Annotated in this window: 22 protein-coding genes; 18 read left to right on the top strand and 4 right to left on the bottom strand. The window is 69.9% G+C overall.

What is annotated here, in order from left to right; translation table 11 throughout:
* Window positions 1-104 precede the first annotated feature (104 nt).
* Window positions 105-1,079, bottom strand: coding sequence for a UDP-glucose 4-epimerase GalE (gene galE / locus E3T33_RS07565; RefSeq protein WP_092323093.1), 975 nt, complete (start codon window positions 1,077-1,079; stop codon window positions 105-107).
* Between the two features lie 80 nt (window positions 1,080-1,159).
* Here galE and E3T33_RS07560 point away from each other — a divergent pair, with 80 nt between their 5' ends.
* Window positions 1,160-2,023 carry a helix-turn-helix domain-containing protein gene (locus E3T33_RS07560; protein WP_134575074.1) on the top strand — a complete coding sequence of 288 codons (864 nt, stop codon included), beginning with the start codon at window positions 1,160-1,162 and terminating at the stop codon, window positions 2,021-2,023.
* Between the two features lie 104 nt (window positions 2,024-2,127).
* Here the strand turns inward: E3T33_RS07560 and manA are convergent, their stop codons facing one another.
* Window positions 2,128-3,408, bottom strand: coding sequence for a mannose-6-phosphate isomerase, class I (manA, locus tag E3T33_RS07555; protein WP_134575073.1), 1,281 nt, complete (start codon window positions 3,406-3,408; stop codon window positions 2,128-2,130).
* Window positions 3,409-3,501: 93 nt separating this feature from the next.
* Here manA and E3T33_RS07550 point away from each other — a divergent pair, with 93 nt between their 5' ends.
* The 4 genes from E3T33_RS07550 (at window position 3,502) to E3T33_RS07535 (ending at window position 9,379) form a co-directional block, all read left to right on the top strand.
* Window positions 3,502-4,806, top strand: a complete 1,305-nt coding sequence (locus tag E3T33_RS07550) for an O-antigen ligase family protein (protein WP_134476365.1) — start codon at window positions 3,502-3,504, stop codon at window positions 4,804-4,806.
* A 19-nt stretch (window positions 4,807-4,825) separates the two neighbouring features.
* Entirely contained in the window at window positions 4,826-6,127 is a 1,302-nt protein-coding gene (locus E3T33_RS07545) for an O-antigen ligase family protein (RefSeq protein WP_134575072.1), read from the top strand.
* 1 nt (window position 6,128) lies between these two features.
* On the top strand, window positions 6,129-7,346 hold the full coding sequence (locus tag E3T33_RS07540; RefSeq protein WP_134575071.1) for a hypothetical protein: 1,218 nt from the start codon (window positions 6,129-6,131) through the stop codon (window positions 7,344-7,346).
* 119 nt (window positions 7,347-7,465) lie between these two features.
* Window positions 7,466-9,379, top strand: a complete 1,914-nt coding sequence (locus E3T33_RS07535) for a glycosyltransferase (protein WP_092323103.1) — start codon at window positions 7,466-7,468, stop codon at window positions 9,377-9,379.
* Window positions 9,380-9,716: 337 nt separating this feature from the next.
* Here E3T33_RS07535 and wecB read toward each other — a convergent pair whose 3' ends face one another.
* Together wecB and E3T33_RS15560 are read right to left on the bottom strand one after the other, a co-directional pair.
* Window positions 9,717-10,778, bottom strand: a complete 1,062-nt coding sequence (wecB, locus tag E3T33_RS07530) for a UDP-N-acetylglucosamine 2-epimerase (non-hydrolyzing) (protein WP_134476361.1) — start codon at window positions 10,776-10,778, stop codon at window positions 9,717-9,719.
* 37 nt (window positions 10,779-10,815) lie between these two features.
* Window positions 10,816-12,066, bottom strand: coding sequence for a glycosyltransferase (locus E3T33_RS15560; RefSeq protein WP_092323106.1), 1,251 nt, complete (start codon window positions 12,064-12,066; stop codon window positions 10,816-10,818).
* A 131-nt stretch (window positions 12,067-12,197) separates the two neighbouring features.
* Here E3T33_RS15560 and E3T33_RS07520 point away from each other — a divergent pair, with 131 nt between their 5' ends.
* The 13 genes from E3T33_RS07520 (at window position 12,198) to E3T33_RS07460 (ending at window position 26,428) form a co-directional block, all read left to right on the top strand.
* On the top strand, window positions 12,198-14,000 hold the full coding sequence (locus E3T33_RS07520) for an ABC transporter ATP-binding protein (RefSeq protein WP_134575070.1): 1,803 nt from the start codon (window positions 12,198-12,200) through the stop codon (window positions 13,998-14,000).
* Window positions 13,997-14,965 (top strand): hypothetical protein, encoded by a 969-nt coding sequence (locus E3T33_RS07515; protein WP_092323109.1) that lies wholly within the window; start codon window positions 13,997-13,999, stop codon window positions 14,963-14,965. The genes E3T33_RS07520 and E3T33_RS07515 overlap by 4 nt, the downstream gene beginning before the upstream one ends.
* A gap of 46 nt (window positions 14,966-15,011) precedes the next feature.
* A complete protein-coding gene (locus E3T33_RS07510; protein ID WP_134575069.1) occupies window positions 15,012-16,358 on the top strand; it encodes a glycosyl transferase in 1,347 nt (448 codons plus the stop codon).
* Window positions 16,355-16,819 carry a hypothetical protein gene (locus tag E3T33_RS07505; protein ID WP_092323113.1) on the top strand — a complete coding sequence of 155 codons (465 nt, stop codon included), beginning with the start codon at window positions 16,355-16,357 and terminating at the stop codon, window positions 16,817-16,819. Before E3T33_RS07510 ends, E3T33_RS07505 begins: the two co-directional genes overlap by 4 nt.
* Window positions 16,812-17,561 carry a glycosyltransferase family 2 protein gene (locus E3T33_RS07500; RefSeq protein WP_092323114.1) on the top strand — a complete coding sequence of 250 codons (750 nt, stop codon included), beginning with the start codon at window positions 16,812-16,814 and terminating at the stop codon, window positions 17,559-17,561. The genes E3T33_RS07505 and E3T33_RS07500 overlap by 8 nt, the downstream gene beginning before the upstream one ends.
* Window positions 17,558-17,944: a DUF2304 domain-containing protein gene (locus tag E3T33_RS07495; RefSeq protein ID WP_092323116.1), complete on the top strand. Its 387-nt coding sequence runs from the start codon at window positions 17,558-17,560 to the stop codon at window positions 17,942-17,944. The genes E3T33_RS07500 and E3T33_RS07495 overlap by 4 nt, the downstream gene beginning before the upstream one ends.
* A 64-nt stretch (window positions 17,945-18,008) precedes the next feature.
* Window positions 18,009-18,599, top strand: coding sequence for an acyltransferase (locus E3T33_RS07490; protein ID WP_134575068.1), 591 nt, complete (start codon window positions 18,009-18,011; stop codon window positions 18,597-18,599).
* Window positions 18,596-19,684, top strand: a complete 1,089-nt coding sequence (locus tag E3T33_RS07485) for a DegT/DnrJ/EryC1/StrS family aminotransferase (RefSeq protein WP_092323117.1) — start codon at window positions 18,596-18,598, stop codon at window positions 19,682-19,684. Before E3T33_RS07490 ends, E3T33_RS07485 begins: the two co-directional genes overlap by 4 nt.
* Window positions 19,684-20,676, top strand: coding sequence for a Gfo/Idh/MocA family oxidoreductase (locus E3T33_RS07480; RefSeq protein WP_134476352.1), 993 nt, complete (start codon window positions 19,684-19,686; stop codon window positions 20,674-20,676). Before E3T33_RS07485 ends, E3T33_RS07480 begins: the two co-directional genes overlap by 1 nt.
* A 3-nt stretch (window positions 20,677-20,679) precedes the next feature.
* A complete protein-coding gene (locus E3T33_RS07475) occupies window positions 20,680-21,858 on the top strand; it encodes a glycosyltransferase family 4 protein (protein ID WP_134476351.1) in 1,179 nt (392 codons plus the stop codon).
* 66 nt (window positions 21,859-21,924) lie between these two features.
* Window positions 21,925-23,118 carry a UDP-galactopyranose mutase gene (gene glf / locus E3T33_RS07470; RefSeq protein ID WP_134575067.1) on the top strand — a complete coding sequence of 398 codons (1,194 nt, stop codon included), beginning with the start codon at window positions 21,925-21,927 and terminating at the stop codon, window positions 23,116-23,118.
* Between the two features lie 25 nt (window positions 23,119-23,143).
* Window positions 23,144-25,105 carry a DUF6541 family protein gene (locus E3T33_RS07465; protein ID WP_134575066.1) on the top strand — a complete coding sequence of 654 codons (1,962 nt, stop codon included), beginning with the start codon at window positions 23,144-23,146 and terminating at the stop codon, window positions 25,103-25,105.
* Window positions 25,106-25,138: 33 nt separating this feature from the next.
* The gene (locus E3T33_RS07460) at window positions 25,139-26,428 is read left to right on the top strand and encodes a nucleotide sugar dehydrogenase (protein WP_092323125.1); all 1,290 of its coding nucleotides are present in this window, start codon (window positions 25,139-25,141) and stop codon (window positions 26,426-26,428) included.

The raw sequence follows: 26,428 nt of genomic DNA, 5'->3' as shown, positions 1-26,428 counted from the left end.
CTTGAACTAATTACATCGGTGTAGTTCCCCCCACGTCAAGTCGCAAAGAGTAAACCCTCGATATTGGCTCTAGGGTTTCGACTCGCCCAAGGATCGGAAACATGTCACCCGTTCGGGGCGGCGACGGCCCGGTGGGATTCCCAGGCGCTCCGCACCATGTCGTCCAGGCTGTGGCGCATGCTCCAGGAGAGGTCCCGCGCCGCGAGTTCGCCGGACGCGACGATGCGATCGGGGTCTCCCGGACGACGCGGCTCATGCGCCGGCGCGAAGTCGATTCCGGTGACGGCGGCCACCGTCGCCATGATTTCCCCGACCGAGACGCCCTCCCCGCTGCCGAGGTTGTACACGGGCTCGATCGGCTCACCGGCATCCAGACGACCGGCCGCGGCAACGTGGGAGACCGCCAGGTCGGACACGTGGATGTAGTCGCGCACGCAGGTTCCGTCCGGCGTCGCATAGTCGTCGCCGAAGATCCGCGGGGTGCGTCCGGCGGCGAGCGCCTCGAAGACGAGGGGGAAGAGATTGTGCGGGCTGGTGTCGCGCAAGTCGGTCGCGCCGGAACCGACAACGTTGAAGTAGCGCAGGGACGTGTGGCGGAGGCCGGTCGCCACCGCCTGGTCGCGCAGCAGCCATTCGCCGACGAGCTTGGACTCCCCGTAGGGCGATTCGGGGTTCTTGGGAGTGTCCTCGGTGACGAGGTCGGTGCGCGGGGTGCCGTAGACGGCGGCGCTGGAGGAGAAGACGATCCGGTCGACCCCGGCCTCCTGCATGGCGGCCAGCAGGGTCACCGTTGCGGTGACGTTCTGCTCGTAGGTGTGCAGGGGGCGCTGCACGGACACACCGGCGTACTTGTAGCCGGCGACGTGCACGACGCCGCTCAGGTCGTGTTCGGCGAAGGTGCGGCGCAGGAGCTCGACGTCCAGGATGCTGCCGCGAACGAACGGCACGCCCTCCGGGACGAACTCGGCATGGCCGCTGGAGAGGTCGTCGATCACGACGACCTCGATGCCCTCGGCGAGGAACGCGCGAACAACATGGGCGCCGATGTAACCGGCTCCCCCGGTGACTAACCAAGCCATGTGCGCCCCTCACTGCTCCGGCGGCAACCGCGTGCTGCCACCGGGGACAGCCTAACCGGAGGGCGTGGACTGCCCCGGGGATGTCCCCGTTCGAGTTCGGGGTCATCTGCGAGGTCTTCGGAATCGACCGGAGCGAGCACGGCGGCCCGGTCTTCGATTTCCACGTCACCGCCGCGGAGCCGGGCCCGATCCGCACCAAGCTCGGCTTCGACATCCTGGTACACGAGGATCTCTCCGCGGCCGCAGACGCCGACCTGATCGCGATCCCCGCCTACGAGGCCGGCGCCCCGATCCACCCGGAGATCCTGCGGGTCGTGCGGGATGCGGAGGCACGCGGCGCCTGGGTGCTCAGCGTCTGCAGCGGGGCGTTCGTGCTCGCCGAGGCGGGCATCCTGAACGGGCGACGCAGCACAACGCACTGGATGTATGCGGCGGACTGCCGGGTCGTGACCGGGGCAGGCACCGCCGCCGGGATCGACGCCGCGCTGCACATTGTGCGCAAGGAACTCGGCGCGGCCGCGGCGAACATCATCGCGCGCCGCATGGTCGTCGCTCCCCAGCGCGACGGCGGGCAGTCGCAATTCATCGCGTCGCCCGTGGTGGAGAGCCGGAGCGATTCCTTCGCCGTCGTCACCGAGTGGATGATGCAGAACCTCGACCGGGAACTCACGGTGGAGCAGCTCGCGCGGAAGTCATTGATGTCGCCCCGCACCTTTGCGCGCCGCTTCCGCGCGGACCTCGGCACGACGCCGACCGCCTGGCTCAACCGCCAGCGGCTGCTCCGGGCCCAGCAACTGCTCGAGGAGACCGAGTGGAGCCTGGAGGCCATCGCCGGCGACACCGGCTTCGGCGCGGCGGCCGTCATGCGCCACCACTTCCTCGAGGTGCTGCAGACCACCCCGACGGCCTACCGCCGCACCTTCGGCAGCCGCCGCGCCGGCTGACGCGTGCGCTCCAGCCCCGTGCCGAGAGTTGAATTGCGGACAACGCACCTTCGTTCGGCCGGGGAAGGTACTTTGTCCGCATCTCAGCGACGTCCGGCCAGGGACTAGGGCGTGTTGGTGGTGGCGAGGAAGACCTCGCCGGCGCCGGCGAAGGTGATGGTGCCCTCGTCGGGGGTGACAAAGACCGCGTCGCCGCGCTTGACGCGTGCGGATGACGCGGCGCCGGCCACGAGGAACCCGCCCGCCGTGCAGATGGCGATCGCCGGCCCGGCCAGGGTGACCTGCCGCATGGGCACATCGCCCGGGCCGGCGGCATCCGCGTCAACCCGCACGAGCCGGAAGTCCGGCACGTCGGGACGGTACACGGACACCCCGGGGCCATCGGCGGACGGGGGCAGATACGGCACCGGGAGCGGGGTGAAGTCGAGCACGTCGAGCAGCTCGTCGATGTCGATGTGCTTGGGAGTCAGCCCCCCGCGGAGCACGTTGTCCGAGGCGGCCATCACCTCGACCCCGAGTCCGGAGAGATAGGCGTGGATGTTGCCGGCCGGCAGGTAGAGCACCTCGCCTCGGCGCAGGGTCACGTGGTTGAGCAGCAGGGAGAGCACGATGCCCGGGTCGCCGGGGTAGGCCTCGGCCAGGTCCCGCACGGTGGCGAGTTCCGCCGCGAAGCCGATCACGGCCCCGCCCTCGGCCAGGTACGCGGCCTGCCGGGCCAGTGCGACCACGCGCTCGACGAGCCAGGCGACCTCGCCGGTGTCGCCGCCGCGCCCGTCGCGCAGCAACCAGTCGACGACGTCGTGGAGCGCGTCCGGCCCGAGGAGCCGGCTCTCGAACGCGTCGAGCGCTCCCGCCTGCGGCTCGTCGCTCGCGGCGTCCAGGGCTCGGAGCTCCGCCAGGATCCGCCGGATTTCGCCCAGGTCGCGGAATCCGCAGAGCGCATCGAAGGTCTCGCTGAGCGCGTAGATGAGTTCGGGCTTGTGGAACGGGTCGCTGTAGTTCCGGCCGGCCGCGTCGACCGGGATGCCGGCCTCGTTCTCCAGGGCGAACCCGGCGCGGGCTTGCTCAGGCGAGGGGTGCGCCTGCAGGGAGAGGGGGCTGCCGGCCGCCAGGATCTTCATCAGGAACGGCAGCCGTGGCGGTGCGGAGGAACCCGCCAGCCGGGCGCCGAGCGCCCGCTCCGGTGACGCGGCTATCCACTCGGCCAGGTTCGTTGCCCCGCCCGCGACGCCCGGGTCGACAATGGTCGACGGCGAGCCGGCGTGCGCGCCGAGCCACAACTCTGCCTCCGGCTTGCCGGAGCGCTCACGCCCGAGCAGGGTCGCAATGGCGGTCGGTGAACCCCATGCGTAATCCCGCGGTGTGTTGGAAATGCCCACAAACATGGCTGGCTCCTGCCTGGCTCCGTCGACCCAAACTACCAAGCATGCCGCGGCGAGGCCGCATCCGCCTGAGCCGGCGCCACTACCCTTAGTCACATGCCCCCCGTCCGCAGCCGTTTCGTCGTCCGCACCTTTGCGACGTTCGTGCTGTTCACGCTTGTCGCCGGACAGTTCTGGCGCAACCTGCTCGACTGGTGGGGGTGGGGCGCGATCGCGCTGGTGCTCCTCGTCGGCAGCATCGTCGGCCTGGTCAGGCTGAGGCCCGACTGGATGTGGCGCGCCTTCCCGAAATCCCTGGTCGCCTTCCTCGGGCTCGCGACCCTCTCGCTGGCCTGGTCCTTCTATCCCGGAGCGAGCGCGATCGGCATCGCCCTGCAGTGGGCGACCACGCTGCCCGCGGTCTTCCTGGCGCTGGCGCTGACCTGGGCCGAACTCCTGCGCGCGTTCTCGGTCGCCCTGCGCTGGGTGCTGGGCCTCTCCCTGCTTTTCGAGCTCTGGGTCGGAATATTCGTGCGCCACGCGGTGCTGCCGTTCTGGGTCGACTACGGCACCGACACGGTGCCGCAGGCGTTCTACTGGTCCCGCGGCCTGCTGCTTCAGGGCGGACCGATCGAAGGCATCGTGGCCAGCCGAAACCTGCTCGGCTTCCTCGCCCTCCTCGCCGTCATCGTCTTCGCGGTGCAGCTGGCCGCCGGCACGGTGCGGCGCGGCTGGGGGATCGCCTGGCTGTCCCTCGCCGTGCTGATGCTCGTACTCACCCGTTCGGCGACCGTCACCCTGGCCGCCGCCGCGGTGGGTCTGACCCTGGTGTTCGCCCTGTGGGCGCGCCGGGCGGGCGCCGACGGACGCCGGCCGGTCTACCTGACGGCCGGGGCATCCGTTCTCGCCGCCGCGGGGGCCCTGATCGCGTTCACCCCGCAGCTTCTCGGCCTGTTCGGCAAGAGCCCCGACCTGACCGGCCGATTCGACATCTGGGCGAGCGTGACCGGGCTGGCCGCCCAGCGCCCGGTGCAGGGCTGGGGCTGGGTGAGCTACTGGGCGCCGTGGGTGGAGCCCTTCGACGGGCTCGCCGTGCGGAAGGGAGTCGTCTACCTGCAGGCGCACAACGCGTGGCTCGACGTCTGGCTGCAGCTGGGCATCATCGGTCTCATCGTGTTCTCCGCGCTCGTGCTGTCCACGCTCTGGCGGTCCTGGTTCCTCGCGGTCGACCGCCCGCGCCATGGCCTGGCCGACAAGTCCCCCTACACGGCGTCCGCGCTGCTGCCGCTGCTGCTGCTGGCCGCACTGCTGGCCCAGAGCGTGGCCGAGAGCCGGATGCTCGTCGAATTCGGCTGGGTCATCCTCTGCGTGCTTGCCCTGATGACGAAACGTCAGCAGGCCTCCGCCGCACCGATGCCGTAGACGGTAGCGTGGAATCGTCATGATCCCCCGTGCGTACAATTCCGCCGTCCCGTCGGCTCTGGCACGCATCCTCGCTTCGCCCCGGTTCGCGACCTCGCTCACCCACGTGGCCCTGGGCGTGGCCTTCTCGATCTCGCTTCTGAAGAGCGTGATGGGCTGGGCGGGGCTCGCCGCCGTGCTGGTCGGCCTCGTGGCCCTGGCCGCGTTCTCGCTCTCCGCCCGCCGCGCGAGCATCGAATGGCACGGGCTGCTGCCGATCTCGATCCTCGTCTTCCTGGGCTGGTCCACCCTCACCCTGGTCTGGAGCGGCTACACCGTGGCCACCCTCACCGGGGTCGGCTACCAACTGACCTTCGCGTTCCTGGCCGTGTACATCGCCCTGGCCCGGGACACCATTCAGATTGTGCGCGCCACCGGCGACGTGCTCCGCGTGCTGCTGGGGGTCTCCCTCGCACTCGAGGTGGTCTCCGGCCTGCTGCTCGACCTGCCGATCGCCTTCCTCGGAATCCAGGGGAACCTGGCCCGGTTGGGGCCGATCCAGGGCATCTTCGGTTCGCGGAACGTGCTCGGGCTGGTCGCGCTCCTCGCGTTCATCACCTTCGCCGTCGAACTTCGGTCGCGGTCGCTGCGCCGGGGCCCGGCGATCGGGTCGCTCGTGCTGGCCGGGCTGTGCATCCTTCTCGCCGGTTCCCCGGTGATCATGCTCGTCGCCCTGTTCGTCGGCGTCGCCGCCCTCGCCCTGTACTGGCTGCGGCGCACGCCTGCCGAAGGACGATGGATGCTGCAGCTCGGCCTCCTGGGCGCGACCGTGATCGCCCTGATCGGCGCGTGGATTGCCCGCGGCCGGCTCATCGAACTGCTCAACGCCGGCAGCGAATTCGAGGTGCGCTACACGCTGTGGCGCGAAATGTGGCGCCTGATCGCCCTGCATCCCCTCGAAGGCTGGGGCTGGGCCGGGTACTGGCCGAACAACGTCACCCCGTACGGCTGGCTCGACTTCGTCACCGGCCGCGACCAGTCATCCGGTCTCAACGCGTTCCTAGACGTCTATTTCCAGGCCGGCCTGGTCGGCTTCCTCGCCTTCGTCGCCCTGGTCGGGCTCGCCTTCGTGCGTTCCTGGCTGCTCGCCTCGAACAAGCGCACCTTCGTGCACGTCTGGCCGGCGCTGACCCTCGTCGCCCTGCTGGTCGCGTCGGCCGCGGAGAGCACCATCCTGGTCGAGTTCGGCTGGCTGCTCCTCGTCGTCTGCGCGATGAAGGCATCGCAGGGCATGAGCTGGCGGAGCGCCCTGGCGCGGCATCCGCGGCGGTTCGAGGACTAGCGTGAATCGTCGTCTGCTGAGGTTCACCGGCGGCTACGGCATCTCGGTCCTGCTGAGCGGTGTGATCAGCATCGCCGTCATCCCGGCCGTGATCATCTTCGCCGGGAAGGACGCCTGGGCGACGATCGCCGTCGCGCAGGCCGTGGCGGGGTTCGCGTTCGTCATCGCCGTGTTCGGCTGGGGTGTCACCGGTCCGACGACGGTGGCCACGCTGGACGACGGGGAGCGCGGGCGCTTCTACCTCGATTCGCTGATGAGCCGCCTCTGGCTCTGCGTGCCGATCCTGCCGGTGGCGATCGTGATTGCGATTCCGCTCTCGCGCGGCGACGGGATGCTCGCGGCCGTCACGGTCGCCACCGGCGTGCTGGCCGCCCTCGGCGGCGGCTGGTTCTACGTCGGGGAGTCCAGCCCCATCCGCTTCCTCCTGCTCGACACGCTCCCCCGCAACGTGGGGACGGTTCTCGGCGCGCTGATCCTGATGGCGACCGGGAACCCGCTGTGGTTCGTCGCTTTGCAGGGTCTCGGCGTCGTCGTCGCGACGGTGGTCACCACCCGGGACATCCTGCGTCGGTACCCCGGCTGGACGCTCTTCCTCTCGCCCCGGCCCGCCGTGGGTAACCTGCGCGGGCACTCGGCATCCGTCACGATGTCCGTCACGTCGTCGCTGTACGTGAACGTTCCGGTCATCCTGGTCGGCATTTTCATCCCACAGGCGACCGCCGCCTACGCCCTCGCCGAGCGGATTGTGCGGCTCGCGCTGTACTCGACGCGGCCGATCGTGCAGGTGGCGCAGGGTTACGTCCCCTCCCGCAGCCTGGACGTCCAGGTCTTCCGGGCCCGGAGGGTGCTCTGGATCGCGCTGCTGCTGGGCGGGGTCGGCGCGCTGGGCTACACGCTGCTCGGCCCCTGGGCCGGCTCCATCCTCTCGGGCGGGACCCTGACGATCCCGTTCAGCCTCGCGCTGGCGATGGGGATCAACCTCGGTGCCCTCCTGGCCTCCCAGCTGACCGGATTCGCCTGCATGAACGCCTTCGAGCTGACCAAGGCGCTGGCCGTCAGCACGATTGTCGGCGCGGTCGTGGGAAGCGCGCTGATGATTCCGTTGACGCTCTGGTTCGGGGTCTCCGGGCTCGCGTTCGGGCTCGCCGCCGCGGAAGTGAGCGTCCTGGCCGTGCAACTCGTCGTGCTGCGTCCGTTCCTGCGTGTCCCCCGCGCCTGATCGGGCGGCGGGGCAGGCGCGGGCGGCGCCCGCAGTCGCGGGCAGGAGGCATCCCGGCGCCGGACGGTAGGGTCGTAGGTGGACGTGACGTCCGGCGCAGCTGAACGGAGTACGAACGATTGACTGACTGGACAACGATTCAGAACGTGGTTTTCCCGCTGGAGAACGACCCGGATGTGCTCTCGCTGTATCTTGACGCCGACACCTGGGCCCGATTCGGCGACACCGAGACCCGGGTGAGCGACAACGCGCACATCGATGACCTGATCTCGAGGGAGAGCATCCGGATCGGCGCCACCGCGCGCGTCTCCTTCGCCAGCTACTTCAACGCATTCCCCGCGTCCTACTGGCAGCACTGGACCACGGTGCGCTCGATCCGCCTGAACCTGCAGACGGAGGGCGCCGGGACGCTGATGATCTACCGCTCGACCGCGCACGGCATCGCCCAGCGCGTCGAGTCGCACGCCCTGGCCGGAACGATGAGCACCAGCGTCGACCTCCCCGTCGTCACCTTCGGCGACGGCGGCTGGTACTGGTTCGACATCGTCGCCGGGACCGAACCGCTCGTGCTCCGCGGCGGCAGCTGGGCCACCCCCGACGAGCCCGCCCGGACGGGCAAGGTCTGCCTCGGGATCACCACCTTCAACAAGCCCGACTACTGCGTCGAAACGCTGGACGCCCTCGCCGGCAGCGGCGCGCTGCTGGGCGAGATCGACCGGGTCTTTCTCGTCGACCAGGGCAACGACAAGGTCAAGGCGCAGGGCGCCTACCCGGCCGTCGCGGCCAGGCTCGGCGACCAGCTCCAGGTCATCGAGCAGCCCAACCTCGGCGGCTCGGGGGGCTTCGCCCGCTCAATGGCGGAAACACTCGACCGACCAGAGAGCGACTTCGTGCTGCTGCTTGACGACGACGTCAAGGTCGAGCCCGAAAGCATCTTCCGCGCGCTGCAATTCGGCCGGTTCAGCCGGCGCCCCGTACTCGTCGGCGGGCACATGTTCGACCTGCTCGACCGCCCGGTGCTGCACGCCTTCGCCGAGACCGTCGACCTCAAGCCGTTCGTCTGGCACTCCGAACCGCACGACAAGGTTCCCCACGACTTCCGGTTCAGCAACCTGCGCCAGACCCGCTGGATGCATGCCCGGATGGACGCGGACTACAACGGCTGGTGGTTCTGCCTCATCCCGACCGAGGCACTCCGGTCCGTCGGCCTGTCCCTCCCCGCCTTCATCAAGTGGGACGACGCGGAGTACTGCCTCCGCGCCGGCGCGGCCGGATTCGCGACCGTCAGCCTGCCCGGCGCCGCGCTCTGGCATGTGTCCTGGCTGGACAAGGACGACTCCATCGACTGGCAGGCGTATTTCCACGCCCGCAACCGGTTCGTGGCCGCGCTGCTGCACTCGCCGTTCAAGGGCGGCGGGGATCTCCTGCGCGACAGCCGCATCTGGGACATCAAGCACCTGCTGTCGATGCAGTACTACCCGGTTGCCCTGCGCCAGCAGGCCCTGCGCGACGTGCTGAGCGGCCCCGCGCACATGCACGCGACGCTGCCGACCAAGCTCGCCGAGCTCCGGGCCCAGGCCGCGGACTTCCGCGAGAAGCGCGTGCTGAAATCGGATGCCGAAACCCCCGTGACCAATGAAGGCAAACGGGTGTACCCGATCCCGGCCGGCACCCAGCAGGCCAGGGGACCTCGCGGACTGGCGCTGATCCTCTTCACCGCGCAGATGGTGGCCCGGCACTGGCTGGTCAAACCGGCCGCGGCCAATGTCGAGCGCCCGCAGGTGGAGCTGTCCAAGCGCGACGGCGTCTGGTTCCGGCTGCCGTATTTCGACAGCGCGCTCGTCTCGACCGCCGACGGCGCCGGGAAGACCTGGTATTCCCGGGACCGCCGCCAGTTCCGGCGGATGCTGCGCGAGAGCTGGCGCCTGCACCGGGAGATCGGTCGCCGCTGGCCCGAACTCGCCCGCCAGTACCGGGACGCGCTGCCCGAGATCACCTCGGTCAAGGAGTGGGACAAGACGCTCGGCCGCTGAGCCGCCCGCTCGCGAGATTCGCCGGCCCGCTCGCCGGCCGCGAGAGTCGCCGATTGTGCCGAGAGTCCCCGCTGCAACGGCGACACTGGGCAGAAACGGCGAGTCTCGGCGCAACCTTCGCCGAGATTGACAGGTGCGGTCGAGCTTGCCCGGCACACCAGGGCAACTCGACCGGAACAGTCAAGGTCGGCGCACAGGCCGGTCCCACCGGCCGCCGCCGCCGCGGTCGCCCGCCGCGAGAGTCGCCGATTGTGCCGAGAGTCCCCGCTGCAACGGCGACTCTCGGCAGAAACTGCGAGCCTCGCCGCTGTGGTGCACGGCTGGCGCCGCGCGGGGGCTAGTGCTGGAGGAGCGCGGCGATCACACGGGTGGCGGCGTGGCCGTCGCCGTAGGGCGCGGCATCCGTGGCGGCCGGCCAGGGCCGGGTGACCCCGGCGGCGATCTGCTCGCGCGAGGTTGCCAGCACGTTCCAGCCGAGGTCGATCGTCTCGACCCACTCGGTCTCCGTGCGCACGGTCGTGCACGGCACGCGCAGCAGGAACGCTTCCTTCTGCAGGCCGCCCGAGTCGGTCACCACGCCCGCGCTGGCCATGACGGCCGCAATGAGTTCCGAGTAGCCGAGCGGCTGATGCGGGATGAGCGTGCCCGTGGCCAGGTCGATGCCGAACTCCGCCGCCTTGGCGATCAGGCGCGGGTGGGCGAGCAGCACGACCGGGCGGTCGAGGGAGGACAGGCTGTCGACGATCTCGGCCAGGCGGGCGGGGTCATCCGTGTTGTCGGCCCGGTGGAGCGTCGCGAGGTAGAAGCCGCCGTGCTCGAGGGAGAGGGACTCGAGCAGCTGGGAGGGCCGGCCCGCGGCGGCGTCGCGAACCTGGTAGAGCACGTCGGCCATGACGTCTCCGACGACGATGGAGCGGTCGGCGAGCCCCTCCGCGGTGAGGTGCGCGAGCGCCACCTCGGTGGGCGGGAGCAGCAGGTCGGCGGCGTGGTCGGTGAGCACCCGGTTGTGTTCCTCCGGCATCCGCCGGTTGAAGGAACGCAGCCCGGCCTCCAGGTGCGCGACCTTGTAGTGCAGCTTCACGGCGCTCAGCGCGGCGGCGACGGTGGAGTTCGTGTCCCCGTAGACGAGGACCCAGTCGGGGTTGTGCTCGGTGAGCACGGCGTCGAGGGCACCGAGCATCGCTCCGGTCTGCACGCCGTGGCTGCCGGAGCCGACGCCGAGGTGCACGGTCGGCGCGGGGATGCTGAGTTCCTCGAAGAAGACATCGGAGAGCAGCGGGTCGTAGTGCTGACCGGTGTGCACGATGATGTGCTCCACCCCGGCCTCTGCCGCCGCCCGGGCGATCGGGGCAAGCTTGACGAATTGCGGTCTGGCACCTACGACACTCAGTAACTTCACACGGGCAATCCTAGGCGAGCGTGCCTGAGCGGCGTCTTCAGGCGCCCGTCGAGAGGAAGTGGGCGGCCAGGATGCGCGCGGAATAGCGGCCGTCGTGCACCTCGCCGACGAAGCGGGGACCCGCCTCGGCGACCTGCCGGTAGTGGCCGGGATCGGCCACGACCCGGCGGATGGCCTCGGCCAGTTCGGCGGCGGTCGCCTGGACGATCGGCAGGGCCAGGCCCGTGGCCGCCTCCACCTCCGCGCGCACCTGCTCCGAGACATCCGAGACCACGAGCCGCCCGGATGCCAGCGCCTCGCACGCCGCCACCCCATAGCTGCCGATCCGGAACTGGTCGACCACGATGTCCGCCGAACCGTACAGTTCGGGCATGTCTCCCGAGGGAACGCCCTCGACCCGGCGGTAGTCGATCAGGCCGTCGTCATGCAGCGCCGTCAGAATCGGGTCGACGAGGTCGGTGCCCTTGATGATCGCCTTGCTCGGAATGTGGACGACAACCGGGCGCGGGCCCGTCAGTGCCGGATTGGAGCGCTTCCACCGCTCGAGGTCGACGACGACCGGGAGCCAGAGGCCCTGCGCGACATCGAGCAGGAGGTCGGGAGTGGAGACGAAGACGGGGAGCCCGCACCGGTCGAGCACCCGCCGGTTCTCCCGGGCGCGCCGTTCCAGCTCGGGCGTCTGCGCGAGCAGGCCGTCGCGGTAGGGAGAGAACGGATTCGTCCGGGCGTGGCGGCTGGGCAGCCGGATGTCGGTTCCGTGGCAGACGAAGGCGGCCCGGACCCCGCTCCGTGCCAGGGCCGCCACCTCGCGCTCGACCGAGCCGAGGAAGGTGCCGAACAGCGGGCGCTCGGCCTCGATCAGCACGTGGGTGAAGCCCCGGCTGACCGCCCGGAGCTGGCGCCGCTGCCAGGATCCGGAGTACAGGTACACGTCTTTGTCGACCGGGTAGTCGGCCCGGAAGCCGAACGCGCCGGCGCCCTGGAAGCCCATGCTCACCGCCCCGGCGCCGGGCACATGCCGGGAGACCGCGCGGGCCCACTGGCCGCCCTGGCCGGCGAAATTGGCCGGGGCAACGTACAAGCGGATGTCCGTGTCGGGTGCCTGCGCCGGGCCGGGGATGCGGGCGCCGCCGCCCAGGACGGCCCGGTCGAGCCCCCGGAGCACCCGATCCGGCGCCCGGGACAGGAGACCGTCCGCGACCGCGTTGAGCCGGTCCGGCCAGGAGTGCCGCGAGCGCCAGATGCCCTGCAGCACCCGGCGCACGGCGTTGGTCAAGGGTTTCGGCACACCTTGAAGCTAGCAGCATCGGCAAACCGGAAGACGGTCATTCCCGCTGAGCAAACTAGGATGAGTCGGATGCGCTCACTGCCGCAAGTCCAGCGCTCACTGCCGCAAGTCCAGGGAGGACCGCCCCCGCAATGACCTTGTACACAATTGTCCGAAACCTGCTCAATGCGCTTCCCGCCGGTTCGAAACGCTTCCTCGTGCGGTACACCGGCGCGACGATGGCCCTCTCGGTGCTCGACATCGTCTCCCTCGGCCTCCTCGCCGTCGTGCTCCCCGGGATGATCTCGAACAAGCCCACGACGATCCCGGTGCTCGGCGTCACCATCTCGGAGGTCGGCCAGTACACGGTCATCCTCGCGATCATCGCCGGCGCCATCGTGCTGAAGTCCCTGCTGAACATGCTCGTCGTGCGGATCGGCACTCGGCGCTTCGCGAACCACGAGGTCGCCATCGGCGACAAGCTGTTCGCCGCGTACATGAGCACGCCGTGGGTCGAGCGGCTCCGGATGAACTCGGCCGACATCGTGCGTTCGGTCGACGCCGGGGTCAACACGACCGTCTACGGTGTGCTCATCCCGGCGAGCAGCCTGGCCGGCGAGATCGTGTCCACGGCCGCGGTGCTGCTGGTGCTGACCATCGCCCAGCCGTCGACGGCCGCGCTCACGATCGTCTACCTCGGCCTGATCGCCCTGTTCCTCTCCCGGGTGATCACCCGGAAGGCCGTGCTGCACGGACGGCGCAACCGCGAGTACTCGTTCTACACCTCCCGCCTGATCACCGAAGCGGTCGCGACGCTCAAGGAGATCACGCTCCGCGGCGCCACGGCCGGCATCGGCCAGGCCGTCCACGGCAACCGGCTGGAGGCCTCGCGGTCGCGTGCCACCCTGTCCTTCCTGAGCGTGGTCCCGCGTTACATCCTCGAATCGGCACTGATCGTCGGCTTCATCCTCGTCGGCGGCATGGGCTGGATCACCGGCGGCCAGACCGGCGCGGTCAGCGCGATCGCCCTGTTCGCCGTTGCCGGTTTCCGCATCGTCCCCTCGCTCACCCGGTTCCAGGCGATCCTGTCCCAGATGCACTCGAACGCGTCGTTCGCCGAACTGGTGCTGGACGAGATCGCCAAGGCGGAACAGCGCAAGATCGAGATCACCCCGGACGACACCGCCGTCCTCCCCCCGGCGTCGGAGCGCGACATCACGCTGAACGAGGTGAGCTTCAGCTTCCCCGATGCGGATTCCCCCGCACTGGACCGGGTGAGCATGAACATCCCGGCCGGATCCCATGTCGCCATCGTCGGCGCCTCCGGCGCGGGAAAGTCGACGCTGGTCGACATCCTGCTCGGCCTGTTGATCCCGACGTCGGGCACCATCACGGTCGGTCAGCAGCCGCTCACCTCGGTGCTCAACGCCTGGCGCGCCTCAATCGGCTACGTGCCGCAGGAGGTTGCCCTCTTCGACGCGTCGATCGCCCAGAACGTGGCCCTCAGCTGGGACCCGGCGCACGTCGAGCCCGCGCGCGTGGTGACCGCCCTGGACCGCGCCCAGCTCAGTTCCATGGTCGACGCCAGGGAGGGCGGAGTCGAAGCCCCCATCGGCGAGCGCGGCATGGCCCTCTCCGGCGGCCAGCGGCAGCGGCTCGGCATCGCCAGGGCCCTCTACCCCGACCCCGGCGTGCTGGTCATGGATGAGGCCACCAGCGCCCTCGACACCGCGACCGAGGCCGCCGTCACCCAGGCGATCAAGGCCCTCGTCGGGCACCTCACCGTGATCACCGTCGCCCACCGGCTGGCGACGATCCGGCACGCCGACATCGTCTTCTTCTTCAAGGACGGCCGGCTCGAGGCCAGCGGCACCTTCCAGGAAGTCGTCAACGCCGTTCCCGACTTCGCCGCGCAGGCCGCCCTGGCCGGACTCTCCCCGGAGGCCCAGTCGTGAAGAAGGACCTGACGGTCACCCACCTCTTCGATGCGGCCGACGTCGGCAAGCTGCTCGCGGCGAAGGGCCGCGAGGCGGGTCTCGACTGGCGCTACCGCAACGTGCGCGACCTGAGCCACGATTCGAACCCCGTGCGCAAGTACGCCGGCGCCCTGGCCTGGCATGCGGGCCGGATCATCGACCTGCTCCCCTCCGACCTGATCCACCTGCACTACGGCAGGCGCACCTCGTACCTGCAGCTGTGGCCTCGTCGGCCGTACGTGCTGCACTTCCACGGCACCGACATCCGTCACCATTTCCACCAGCCCTACGCGCACGACGTGATGCTGAGCGCCTCCGCCACCGCGCAGGCCGTGCTCTACTCGACGCCGGACCTCAGGGAACACGCCATCCAGGCGCGCGCGGATGCCGTCTACTTCCCGATCCCGGTTGACGTGCCGGCGCTGCCCGCCTGGCGTCCGGCCGAAACACCGACAATCGTGTTCGCCTCCCGCTGGGACGGCTCCAAGAACGCCGACTTCCAGCTCGACATCGCCCGCGGCCTCGTCGCGCGGGCGGGCGGCGCCGTTCGCGTGCAGGGGCTGGACTGGGGAGACTCCGCCGGCGCCGCGCGCGAGGCCGGGGTGGAAATCATGCCCCGGATGCCCAAGCCCGAGTACCTCCGCTGGCTTGCCGGCGCGCATGTGGTCGCCGGCCAGGCCGCGGGCGTCGTGGCCACCAGCGAACTCGAGGCCATCGGCATCGGGGTGCCCGTCGTCATGCCGCTGCACCCGGCCTACGACACCACCACCCCCGTGATCACGGCGGAAACCTCCGTGGAGCTCGTTACCGCGGCCCTGGCCGCGCTCGAACAACCCCAGGATGCCTCGCGGGCCCTCGGCGGGCCGGCCTGGATGCTGGGCACCCACGACGCTTCGATGCTCGCCGCCCGGCTGGCGGACATGTACCGCGGCCTGCCGCTGTGACCCGATCGGCGGGCGACCAGGTGCAACACGCGAACGGACAGGACAGATGACCAAGCAGGACGCGCCTCACCTTCTCTACGTCGCCTGGGGATACCCTCCCTGCCGCGGCGGAGGGGTCTACCGTGCCCTCGCGACGGCGAACGCCTTCGCGGAGAAGGGCTGGCGGGTCACCGTGCTGACGGCCAACCGCGAGACCTTCACGATGGGCACCGGGATCGACAGCACGCTGGAGGCCCAGATCCACCCGTCGATCACCGTCGTGCGCGTGCCGTTCACCAGCGGCGCCTACCAGACCGACATCCGCACCTGGTCCTTCTGGAGGGCCCACGCCCCGGAGCTGTGGAACGGGTACCGCGCACGCAAGGACATCCGCTCGTTCCCCGAGGGGACCTACGGCGGCTGGCGCACTCCCCTCGAGGAGGCGGCCGTGCGCATCCACCGGGCCAACCCGGTCGGCCTCACCATCGGCACGGCCAACCCGCACGTCGACTTCACCCCCGGCCTCCGGCTGCACAAGGACTTCGGTGTTCCGTACGTCATGGACTACCGCGACGCCTGGCAGCTCGACGTGTTCTCCGGCCGGCGACTGACCCCTCCCGGGAGCCCGCAGGACACCTGGGAGACCGAACTGGTCGAGAGCGCCAGGGAGGTCTGGTTCGTCAACGAACCCATCCGCGCCTGGCACGCGAAGATCTACCCGGCGCACGCCGAAAAAATGCACGTCGTGGCCAACGGGTACGACGCCGACATGGCGAAGTTCTCCGACCAGCCCCGCCCCGGCCGGGAGCAGGGGCTCGTGCTCGGCTACATCGGCACGATTTCCGCCCACGTGCCCATGCGGGAGCTCTTCGACGGCTGGGCCCTGGCCCGGAGCCGGTCCCCGCTGCTGGCCTCCTCCCGGATCGACATCTACGGCTACCTCGACCACTCCGGGATCCCGAACGATCGAATCCTCGCCCTCCTCTCCGAGTTCCGTGAGCAGGGCATCCGGTACCTGGGCCCGGTCGGCAAGTCCGAGATCGCGGACACCTACCATTCCTTCGACGCCCTCCTGCTCGTGCTCGGCACCGGCAAGTACGTGACGAGCGGGAAGGTCTTCGAGTACTGCGCCACCGGCCTTCCGGTCGCGTCCATCCACGACCCGGGCAATGCCGCCACCGAGATCCTTGAGGACTCCGCGGCCTGGATCGCGACACCGGATCTCAGCGCCGAGGCGATCGCGGCCACGCTCATCGCCCTGGCCGAACGCGCCGTGAACCAGACGAGCAGCGAACGCCACGCCGTGCAGGACTGGGCCGCGCAGTACGAACGGTCCAACCAGCTGCTGCCCCGCATCCGGGCCCTCGGCGCCCCGCACGACACCACCGCGTCCGAAAGTGAGGCCCCGCGATGAACCGCGTCGTACTCGTGAGCCCCTCCGGTTCGATCTTCAAGAGCCTGGCCGAACTGGGCCTCGACGACCTGCCCGCCGATGCGCGACCCGAACTCACGGTGCTCTGCTGGGAGGCGGGAGCCGGCGAGGCGCCCAGCATCGCCGTGGGCCATGACGATTCGGGCACCCTCTCCGGGCGGCTCCGCCTTAGCGTGCAGCGCGCCCTGTCCGGGTCGGCGGCCGGCCGCAACCTCTTCCGGCTCACCCCGTGGGACGGCGGCAGCCGCATGTGGCGTGCGGTGCGACGGAGCCCCGCGGCCCGCCAGGCGCTGCGGGAGGCCGGGCTGATCGTCGCCGTCGAACGCGACTCGATCCTCACCGCCTGGAAGAGCGTGCACTCCTCCCTCGCGCGGGACGCGGCCGCCGTGTACGGCCTGCCCTCCGCGCGCACCGTGCTCAAGGATTCCCGCCCGCATGGCTAGCCCGGGCGTGCCGGCACACGCGCAGCAGACCCTGCTGGTGCTGCCCGCTTTCAATGAAGAGGGTTCGGTCGGGGAGGTGCTCCGCGAGATCGCGGAGGTGCTTCCCGGCATCCGCTGCCTCGTCGTCAACGACGGTTCGACCGACGCCACCCGGCAGCGCGCCCTCGACGCGGGCGCGACGGTTCTCGACCTGCCCTTCAACCTGGGCGTCGGAGGCGCGATGCGCGCCGGGTTCAAGTTCGCTGTCGCCCACGGATACCGCAACGTCGTTCAAATCGACGCCGACGGCCAGCACGACCCGCGCAATGTGCTCTCCCTGATCGACAAGCTCGACTCCAACGACATCGTGATCGGCGCGCGTTTCGCGGGCACCGGGGACTACGACGCCCGCGGCCCCCGGCTCTGGGCGATGGTCGTGCTGGCCAGGATCATCAGCCGGATCAGCCGTGTTCCGCTCACCGACGTGACCAGCGGCTTCAAGGCCAACGGCCCGCGCGCCGTCGCGCTGTTCGCCGAGCACTTCCCGGCCGAGTACCTCGGTGACACGCTCGAGGCCCTGGTGATCGCCGCCGGCGCCAAACTGCGGATCAGCCAGGTTCCCGTCTCCATGCGCCCGCGCCAGGCCGGCAATCCCTCGCACCATCCGTTCAAGGCGGCCGTCTACCTGGGGCGAGCGTGCATCGCGCTCCTCTTCGCGTTGATGCGCCCGCATGTGAAGGTCCCGCCGGAGGTCACCACGTGAGCACAGCAACCTACATCCTGGGGATCGTCTCCGCCCTGATCGCCCTGTTCACCGTCGTGGAGCTGCTCCGCCGGCGGCGCCTGCGCGAGCGCCACGCGGTGTGGTGGTTCGTCGCGGCGCTCCTCGCCCTGGTCCTCGGCATCTTCCCGGCCACCCTCACCGCCCTGGCCGACCTGCTCGGGGTCGAGGTGCCGACCAACCTGGTGTTCTTCGTGAGCATCGTGATTCTCTTCCTGGTGAGCCTGCAGCACAGCTCCGAACTGACCGGGCTGGAAGACAAGACCCGGGTGCTGGCAGAAGAGTCCGCGCTGCAAAAGGTAAGGTTGGAGCGGCTCGAAGGCCTCCAGGAACGACCTTCCGGCGATTTTCGCCCCGAGCCGTGACGCTCGGCGCCTCAAAAAAACCAGTGAACGGTGCCGCGAAAGCGCCGTGAAAGGATTCCTCTCCGTGACTACCATTGCCGCAACCGCTGATGTCGCCGACAACGCCGTCCTCGGCGAGGAGTGCAAGGTCTGGCACCTGGCCCAGGTGCGCGAAGACGTTCGGATGGGCGACAACTGCATCGTCGGACGCGGCGCCTACATCGGCACCGGCGTGACCATGGGCGACAACTGCAAGGTGCAGAACTACGCGCTGGTGTACGAGCCCGCGACCCTGGCCGACGGCGTGTTCATCGGCCCGGCCGTCGTGCTCACCAACGACACCTACCCGCGGGCGATCAGCCCCGACGGGTCGCTCAAGAGCGCCCACGACTGGACCCCGGTCGGGGTCACCATCGAGGAGGGGGCCTCGATCGGCGCCCGCGCGGTCTGTGTGGCCCCGGTCACCATCGGCCGCTGGGCCACCGTCGCCGCCGGCGCGGTCGTCACCAGGGACGTCCCGGCGTTCGCGCTGGTCGCCGGTGTCCCGGCGCGGCGCATCCGCTGGGTCGGCAAGGCGGGGGTTCCGCTCGTCCAGGACGCCGACGCGTGGGTCTGCCCGGAGACCGGCACCCGCTACATCGAAGAGAACAACGTATTGCGAGAGGCACTGTCATGACCGAATTCATCCCGGCCGCACGCCCGATCATCGGCGACGAGGAGCGCGCCGCGGTCGACGCCGTGCTGCTTTCCGGCATGCTCGCCCAGGGCACCGAGGTAGCCGAATTCGAACGCGAGTTCTCTGACGTGCTCCTCGACGGCCGCGCCGCGGTCGCCGTGAACTCCGGCACCTCCGGGCTGCACCTCGGCCTCCTCGCCGCCGGCGTCGGCCCCGGCGACGAGGTCATCGTGCCCTCCTTCACCTTCGCGGCCACCGCCAACTCGGTCGCCCTGACCGGTGCCACCCCCGTTTTCGCGGACATCGAACCCGATCACTTCTGCCTGGACCCGAAGGACGTGGCGCGGAAGATCACCTCCCGCACCGTGGGCATTATGCCGGTGCACCTCTACGGGCACCCGGCCGACGTCGCCGCCCTCGGCGACCTCGCCACCGAACACGGCCTCGGCCTGTTCGAAGACGCCGCGCAGGCGCACGGCGCCGCCGTCGACGGCCGGAAGGTCGGCACCTTCGGCACGTTCGGGATGTTCAGCCTCTACCCGACGAAGAACATGACCAGCGGCGAGGGCGGCATGGTCTCGACCGGCGACCCCGAGGTCGAACGGCGCCTGCGGCTGCTCCGCAACCAGGGCATGGAGAAGCAGTACGAGAACGAACTCGTCGGCTTCAACGCGCGGATGACGAACATCCACGCCGCCATCGGCCGCGTGCAGCTGCGCAAGGTGCTCGGCTGGACCGCGACCCGGCAGCGGAACGCCGCGTTCCTCGACGCGAACCTCGAGGGTGTGAAGACTCCCCTCGTCGGGCCCGGCATCACGCACGTCTACCACCAGTACACGATCCGGGTCACCGACGACCGTGACGGATTCGCCGCCGCGCTGCGCGAGGAATTCAACATCGGATCCGGGGTGTACTACCCGATCCCGAACCACCGCCTGCCCTCGTTCAACCTCGTCTGCGATCTGCCCGAGACCGAGCGGGCCTCCCGCGAGGTGCTCTCCCTGCCGGTGCATCCGTCGCTGTCCGAAGACGACCTGGAGCGCATCGTCACCGCCGTCAACTCACTTGCGAAGGCAGGATCATAATGGCCAACCTCCGCATCGGACTCATCGGCCTCGGCATGATGGGCAGGCACCACGCCCGCGTCATCCGGGAGCTCGACGGCGTCGACCTGGTCGCCATCGCCGACCCCCAGGGTGACCCGCACGGCGTCGGCGGCAGCCTCGCCGTGCTGCCCACGGTCACCGAACTCATCGCCGCCGGCATCGACGCCGCGGTCGTGGCCGTGCCGACCGGCTACCACGAAGCCGTCGCTCTCGAACTGGCGGACGCCGGCGTGCACACCCTGGTCGAGAAGCCGATCGCGAGCACCGGCGACGCCGGGGAACGCATCGCCGCCGCGTTCGAGCAGCGCGGGCTGGTCGGTGCCGTCGGCCACATCGAGCGCTTCAACCCCGCCCTGCAGGACCTGCGCCGCCGCCTGGCCGCCGGCGAGCTCGGCGACATCTACCAGATCGCCACCCGCCGGCAGGGCCCCTTCCCGGCCCGCATCGCCGACGTGGGCGTGGTCAAGGACCTCGGCACGCACGACATCGACCTGACCGCCTGGCTCGCGCAGTCGCCGTACCGCAGCGTGTCCGCCCACACCACGACGCGCAGCGGCCGCCCGCACGAGGACATGGTGTCCGCGATCGGCCAGCTCGCCAACGGCATCATCACCAACCACATCGTCAACTGGCTCTCCCCTCTCAAGGAGCGAGTCACCGTGGTCACGGGCGAGCGCGGATCGTTCGTCGCCGACACCCTCAGCGCCGACCTCACGTTCTTCGCGAACGGCACCATCAACACCGAGTGGGAGTCCGTCGCGGCGTTCCGCGGCGTCACGGAGGGGTCGATGACCCGCTTTGCCCTGACCAAGCGGGAGCCGCTCCGCTCCGAACACGAGGCGTTCCGCGACGCGATCCTCGGCATCTCCCAGAACATCGTCACCATGCGCGAGGGTCTCGCGACGCTGCGCGTGGCCGAAGCGGTCGTCGAGTCGGCGATCACGGGAGAAACTCGTCTGCTGACGGACTGAGCCATGGCGAAACCTACACGTGTGGTCATCGCCACGCGGCTGTTCCCGCCGGAGGTCAGTGCGGGCGCATTCCGCCTGAACGAACTTGCCTCGGGATTCCTTCGCCGCTCCTGCCGGGTGCGCGTCATCACGACGACCCCGCCGGCCACGGCCCCGACCGCGGCCGCTGACCGCGACGACCTCGAACTGTCGCGCTTCCCCGTGCTGCGCGACGCCGGCGGCAACGTGCGCGGGTACCTGCAGTACCTGAGCTTCGACATCCCGCTCGTGCTGCGGTTGCTCGTGTCCCGGTACGACATCGCCGTGTCGGAGGCGCCCCCGACAACGGGAGCGGTCGTGTCCGTGATCAGCAGGCTCAAGCGCCGCCCGTACGCGTACTACGCGGCGGACATCTGGACCGATGGCCTGACCGCGCTCAAGTCGCCGCGACTGGTCATTTCCCTGATGCGCGCCTTCGAGGGCCATGTGATGCGCCACGCCTCCACGGTGCTGTCGATCTCCGACGAGGTCACCGTGCGGATCCGCGAGTTCGGCGTCGACGCCGCGAAGATCGCCACCGTCGGCAATGGCGTCGACACCACGGTCTTCACCCCCGACGGACCCGTCGCCGAGAGCACGCACCCCTACCTGATCTACACCGGCACGATGTCGGAATGGCAGGGCGCGGACATCTTCGTGCGCGCGATGCCGCGGGTGCTCGCGCGGTTCCCCGACGCTCAGCTGCGCTTCTTCGGCCAGGGCGCATCCGAGGCCGAGCTGCGCCGGCGAGCCGCCGAACTCGCGCCGGGAAGCGTGTTCTTCGGCGGTGTGATTGCGCCGAGCGAGGCGGCCACCTGGCTCCGCGGGGCCGCCGCGGCCCTGGTGAGCATCGCCCCGGGCCTGGGTTATGACTTCGCCCGGCCCACCAAGACGTACGCCGCGGCCGCCTGCGGCACCGCCGTCGTCTTCGCCGGCGTGGGCAGCGGCGCCGCCCTGGTGCGCGACAACGGGCTGGGCGAACACGCCGAGTTCACGGTCGACGCCGTCGGCGACGCGATGATCCGCGCCCTCGAAGCGCACCAGTCCGGGGAAGCCGCCCGCCTGCGCGCGCACCGCGTGGCCTGGACCGAACAGAACGCCTCCCTCCGCGCCGTCGGCAACCTGGCCGCCGAAGCCGTGCTCACCGGGGGCGGGCTGTCGTGACCATTCAGGCATTCCCCACGCGCCCGCCACGTATCCTGTAATGTCCCCCGATCCATGGAGAGTCTTGTGAATACCGACCTCGTCGTCGTCGGGTCCGGCTTCTTCGGCCTCACCATCGCCGAACGCTGTGCCCGCGAAGTCGGCCTGAACGTCACCGTCATCGACCGGCGCAGCCACATCGGCGGCAATGCGTACAGCGAGAACGAGCCCCAGACCGGCATCGAGGTGCACCGCTACGGCTCGCACCTCTTCCACACCTCCAACGAGCGGGTGTGGGAGTACGTGAACCGGTTCACCGCCTTCACGAACTACCAGCACAAGGTGTACACGAGCCACAAGGGCGAGGTGTACCCGATGCCGATCAACCTCGGCACGATCAACCAGTTCTTCCGCTCGTCCTACGGCCCGGACGAGGCGCGCGCGCTCATCCGGGAGCAGTCGGCCGAGTTCGCCGGCACCAACCCGGAGAACCTCAACGACAAGGGCATCTCACTGATCGGGCGTCCCCTCTACGAGGCGTTCATCAAGAACTACACGGCGAAGCAGTGGCAGACCGACCCCAAGGACCTGCCGGCCGAGATCATCTCCCGGCTGCCGGTGCGCTACACCTACGACAACCGCTACTTCAACGACACGCACGAAGGCCTCCCGGTCGACGGCTACACCGCCTGGCTCGAGCGGATGGCCGACCACCCGAAGATCGATGTGAGGCTCGACACGGACTTCTTCGACGACTCGCAGGAGTTCAGCAAGAACAACGTCGCCGGCCAGGTTCCCGTCGTCTACACCGGCCCGATCGACCGTTACTTCGACTTCTCCGAGGGCGAGCTGTCCTGGCGCACCCTCGACTTCGAAGAGGAGGTGCTGCCGACCGGCGACTTCCAGGGCACCAGCGTGATGAACTACCCCGACCTCGACGTGCCGTACACGCGCATCCACGAGTTCCGGCACTTCCACCCCGAACGCGACTACCCGCGCGACGCGACCGTGATCATGCGCGAGTTCTCTCGTTTCGCCCAGAGCGGCGACGAGCCGTACTACCCGATCAACACCGTCGAGGACCGCGAGCGGCTCCTGGCCTACCGCCCCGCGATCAAGGCCGAGAAGGATGTGCTCTTCGGCGGCCGCCTGGGTACCTACAAGTACCTCGACATGCACATGGCCATCGGGTCGGCCCTGACGATGTTCGAGAACAAGCTTCGCCCGCATTTCGCGGGAACGGCGGCGCTGCAGTCCGGTTCGGCCGGCGACGACGAGTGACCCGGCGCGGCCGGAGGCGTGACTCGTGAGCTGGTTTGAGGCGATCCCCGCGCTGACCGTGGCCGTGCTGACGGTCGTGCTGATCGGCGCGCCGTTCGCGTGGGCGGTCGGCGCGCGGGGCATCACGTTCCTCGGCCTGAGCGTCGCGAGCTCCGTGTCGGCGGTGGCGCTCTCCTCGGTCGTTGCGCCCCTGGTCGGGCTGCCCTGGAACCTCCTGGCCCCGTTCCTGGTCTCCCTGCCGCTGGCCGCGATCGGGTTCGCGCTGCGCCGCTTCTTCGTGCTGCCGCCGCTCCCGGGGCCCCGGGAGTGGGGCTCGGTCTTCGGCTGGAGCCTGGCAGCCGTCGCCCTCGGCGGCACCCTGGTCGCCCTGTCGGTGCTGCCCGCCATCGTTCAGGCGGACACCCCGTCGCAAACCTACGACGCGATCTTCCACCTCAATGCGGTGCAGTGGGTGCTCGACACCGGGGACGCGTCACCGATCAACATGACGATGTCGACCCCCGGTTCGAGCGGATCCTTCTACCCGACGCCGTGGCACGCCATCGTCGCCCTCGTGGTGCAGCTCACCGGCGCCGGGGTCGTGGTGGCCACGAACGCCGTCGCCGTGGCCACTGCGGCGTTCGTCTGGCCTGTGGCCTGCATCTTCCTCGCCCGGGCGCTCTTCGGCCCTGGGCACCTCGCCCTGGTGCTGACCGGGGCCATGAGCGCGGCCTTCGCGTCGTTCCCGATCGTGCTGCTGGGCTTCGGGGTGCTCTACCCCAACCTGCTCGCGGTCGCGCTGGTCCCGATCGCTCTCGGGCTCCTGGTCATGGCGCTGAGGCAGGACTCGGCCGCCACGCTGAAGCCGGTGGCGCTGTGGCTGCTCACCGCCTGGGTGGTGCTGGGGATGAGCATCGCCCACCCGAACGCCCTGTTCAGTCTCTTCGCCCTGAGCGCGCCGCTGCTCGTGCAGGCCTGCGTCGTCTTCGTGCGTCGCCGTCGCCGGGAACCCCGCTCCGGCGGCCCGATATTGGCTGCCGTCATTGCCCTGGCGGCCGCATTCGCCCTCGAAGCCTTCCTCTGGACCCGGGTCGCGACCAGCGACAACGCCTGGCTGCCCGACCGGCCGTTCCTGGTCTCGATCGCCGAGGCCGCCCTGGCCGGTCCCGGCAACCTGACCCTCGGCTTCGCCGCGTCCATCGTCGTGCTCACCGGCGTGGTCATCACCCTGTTCCGTCGACGCCTCCTCTGGCTCAGCGCCTCCTGGGCCGTCGCCGTGCTGCTGTTCGCCGTCGCGAACGGCGGCCCCGAGGGCGCTCTCCGCGACGCGATCACCGGTCTCTGGTACAACGACTCCTTCCGCCTCGCCGCGCTCCTGCCCATTGTGGCGGTGCCCCTGGCCGTGCAGGGACTGCTCGCGATCATCCGCTTCGCGCAGCGCGGGGCGGATCGTATACTGCCCGGAAGCCGGACCCCGGCCGCCACCCGCGGCGTCTCGGCCGCCGTGGCCGTCGCCCTGGTGGCCATCGCGGTGGCCGGCACCCAGCTCGGCAACATCCAGGCCGCGCGCTCCAACCTGGCGGCGACCTACCGGATGAGCGACACGAGTCCCCTGCTCGGCACCGCGGAACGGGATTTCCTCGCCGAGGTCGGCCGGATCGTGCCCGAGGGCGGCGTCATCGCCGGCAACCCGTGGAACGGCAGTTCGCTGGTCTACGCGTACACCGGCCGCGCCGCCCTCTTCCCGCACGTCGGCGGCAGCTACCCCCAGTCGTACCGCGACCTCGCCGAAGGCCTGGCCCAGGGCACCCCGGCCGCCTGTGCCGCCGCCGCCGCCCTCGGCGTCGACTACGTGCTCGACTTCGGTGACCGGTACGTCTTCGCCGAAGACGAGCGGGCCGACCAGTACGGTGGCATCACCGCCGTCGAAGACTCCAGCGTGCTCACGGTTGTCGCCGAGGACGCTGGCTTGAAACTGTACGAAGTAACCGGTTGTGCTGCCCCGTAGCCCGGGACAGTGAGAGAAGAAGAGAGAATTCCTGTGAAGATCGCCGTCATCGCGCTGGGCAAGATCGGCCTGCCCCTCGCCGTCCAGTTCGCGTCCAAGGGCCACGAGGTGGTCGGGGTCGACGTCAACCCCCGCACCGTCGAACTCGTCAACGCCGCCCAGGAGCCGTTCCCCGGCGAGGCGCACCTCCAGGAGCTTCTCTCCGAGCTGGTCCCCGCCGGCCGGCTCCGGGCCACGACCGACTATGCGGATGCCGTCACCGGCGCCGACGCCGTCGTGCTCGTCGTTCCCCTCTTCGTGGACGCCGACGCGCGCCCCGACTTCGGCTGGATGGACGCCGCAACCCGCTCGCTCGGCGAGCACCTGACGCCGGGAACCCTGGTCGCCTACGAAACCACCCTCCCCGTCGGCACGACCCGCAACCGCTGGAAGCCCATGCTCGAGGAAATCTCCGGCCTCACCGAGGGCAGCGACTTCCACCTCGTGTTCTCCCCGGAGCGCGTGCTGACCGGCCGGATCTTCGAGGACCTCCGCAAGTACCCGAAGCTCATCGGCGGCCTGTCCGACGCCGGCACGGCCAGGGCGATCGAGTTCTACGAAGCGGTGCTCGACTTCGACCCGCGCCCCGAGCTCCCCCGCCCGAACGGTGTCTGGGACCTCGGCTCCGCCGAGGCATCCGAGCTGGCCAAGCTCGCCGAAACCACGTACCGCGACGTGAACATCGGCCTGGCCAACCAGTTCGCCCGCTTCGCCCAGAAGTCCGGGATCGACATCTACAAGGTGATCGAAGCCTCCAACTCGCAGCCGTTCAGCCACATCCACCAGCCCGGCATCGCCGTCGGCGGACACTGCATCCCCGTGTACCCGCGCCTCTACCTCTGGAACGACCCGGATGCCACGGTCGTGCGGGCCGCACGCGAGGCGAACCTGGCCATGCCCGAGTACACCATCGGCCTGCTCGAGGGCGCCTACGGCGACGTGCGCGGCGCTCGCGTGGTCGTGCTGGGAGCCGCCTACCGCGGCGGCGTGAAGGAGACCGCCTTCTCCGGTGTGTTCGACACCGTGAAGGCCCTCGAGTCCCGCGGCGCCGAGGTGCTCGTGCACGACCCCCTCTACGACGACTCCGAGCTCGTGTCCCTCGGGTTCACCCCGTACCACCTCGGCGAGCCCGTCGACGCCGCCGTGGTGCAGGCGGACCACGCGGAGTACCGCACGCTCGGCGCCGCCGACCTGCCCGGAATCACCGCGTTCATCGACGGCCGGCGGGTCAGCTCGGCCGAGGCCTGGGCCGGCGTGACCTACCGGGTCATCGGACGGCCGTAA

Origin of the sequence: Cryobacterium sp. TMT1-2-1 (genome assembly GCF_004403955.1) — a bacterium.
GTDB classification, from domain to species: Bacteria; Actinomycetota; Actinomycetes; order Actinomycetales; family Microbacteriaceae; genus Cryobacterium; species Cryobacterium psychrotolerans.
This window is presented reverse-complemented; position numbering and strand designations above follow the sequence as displayed.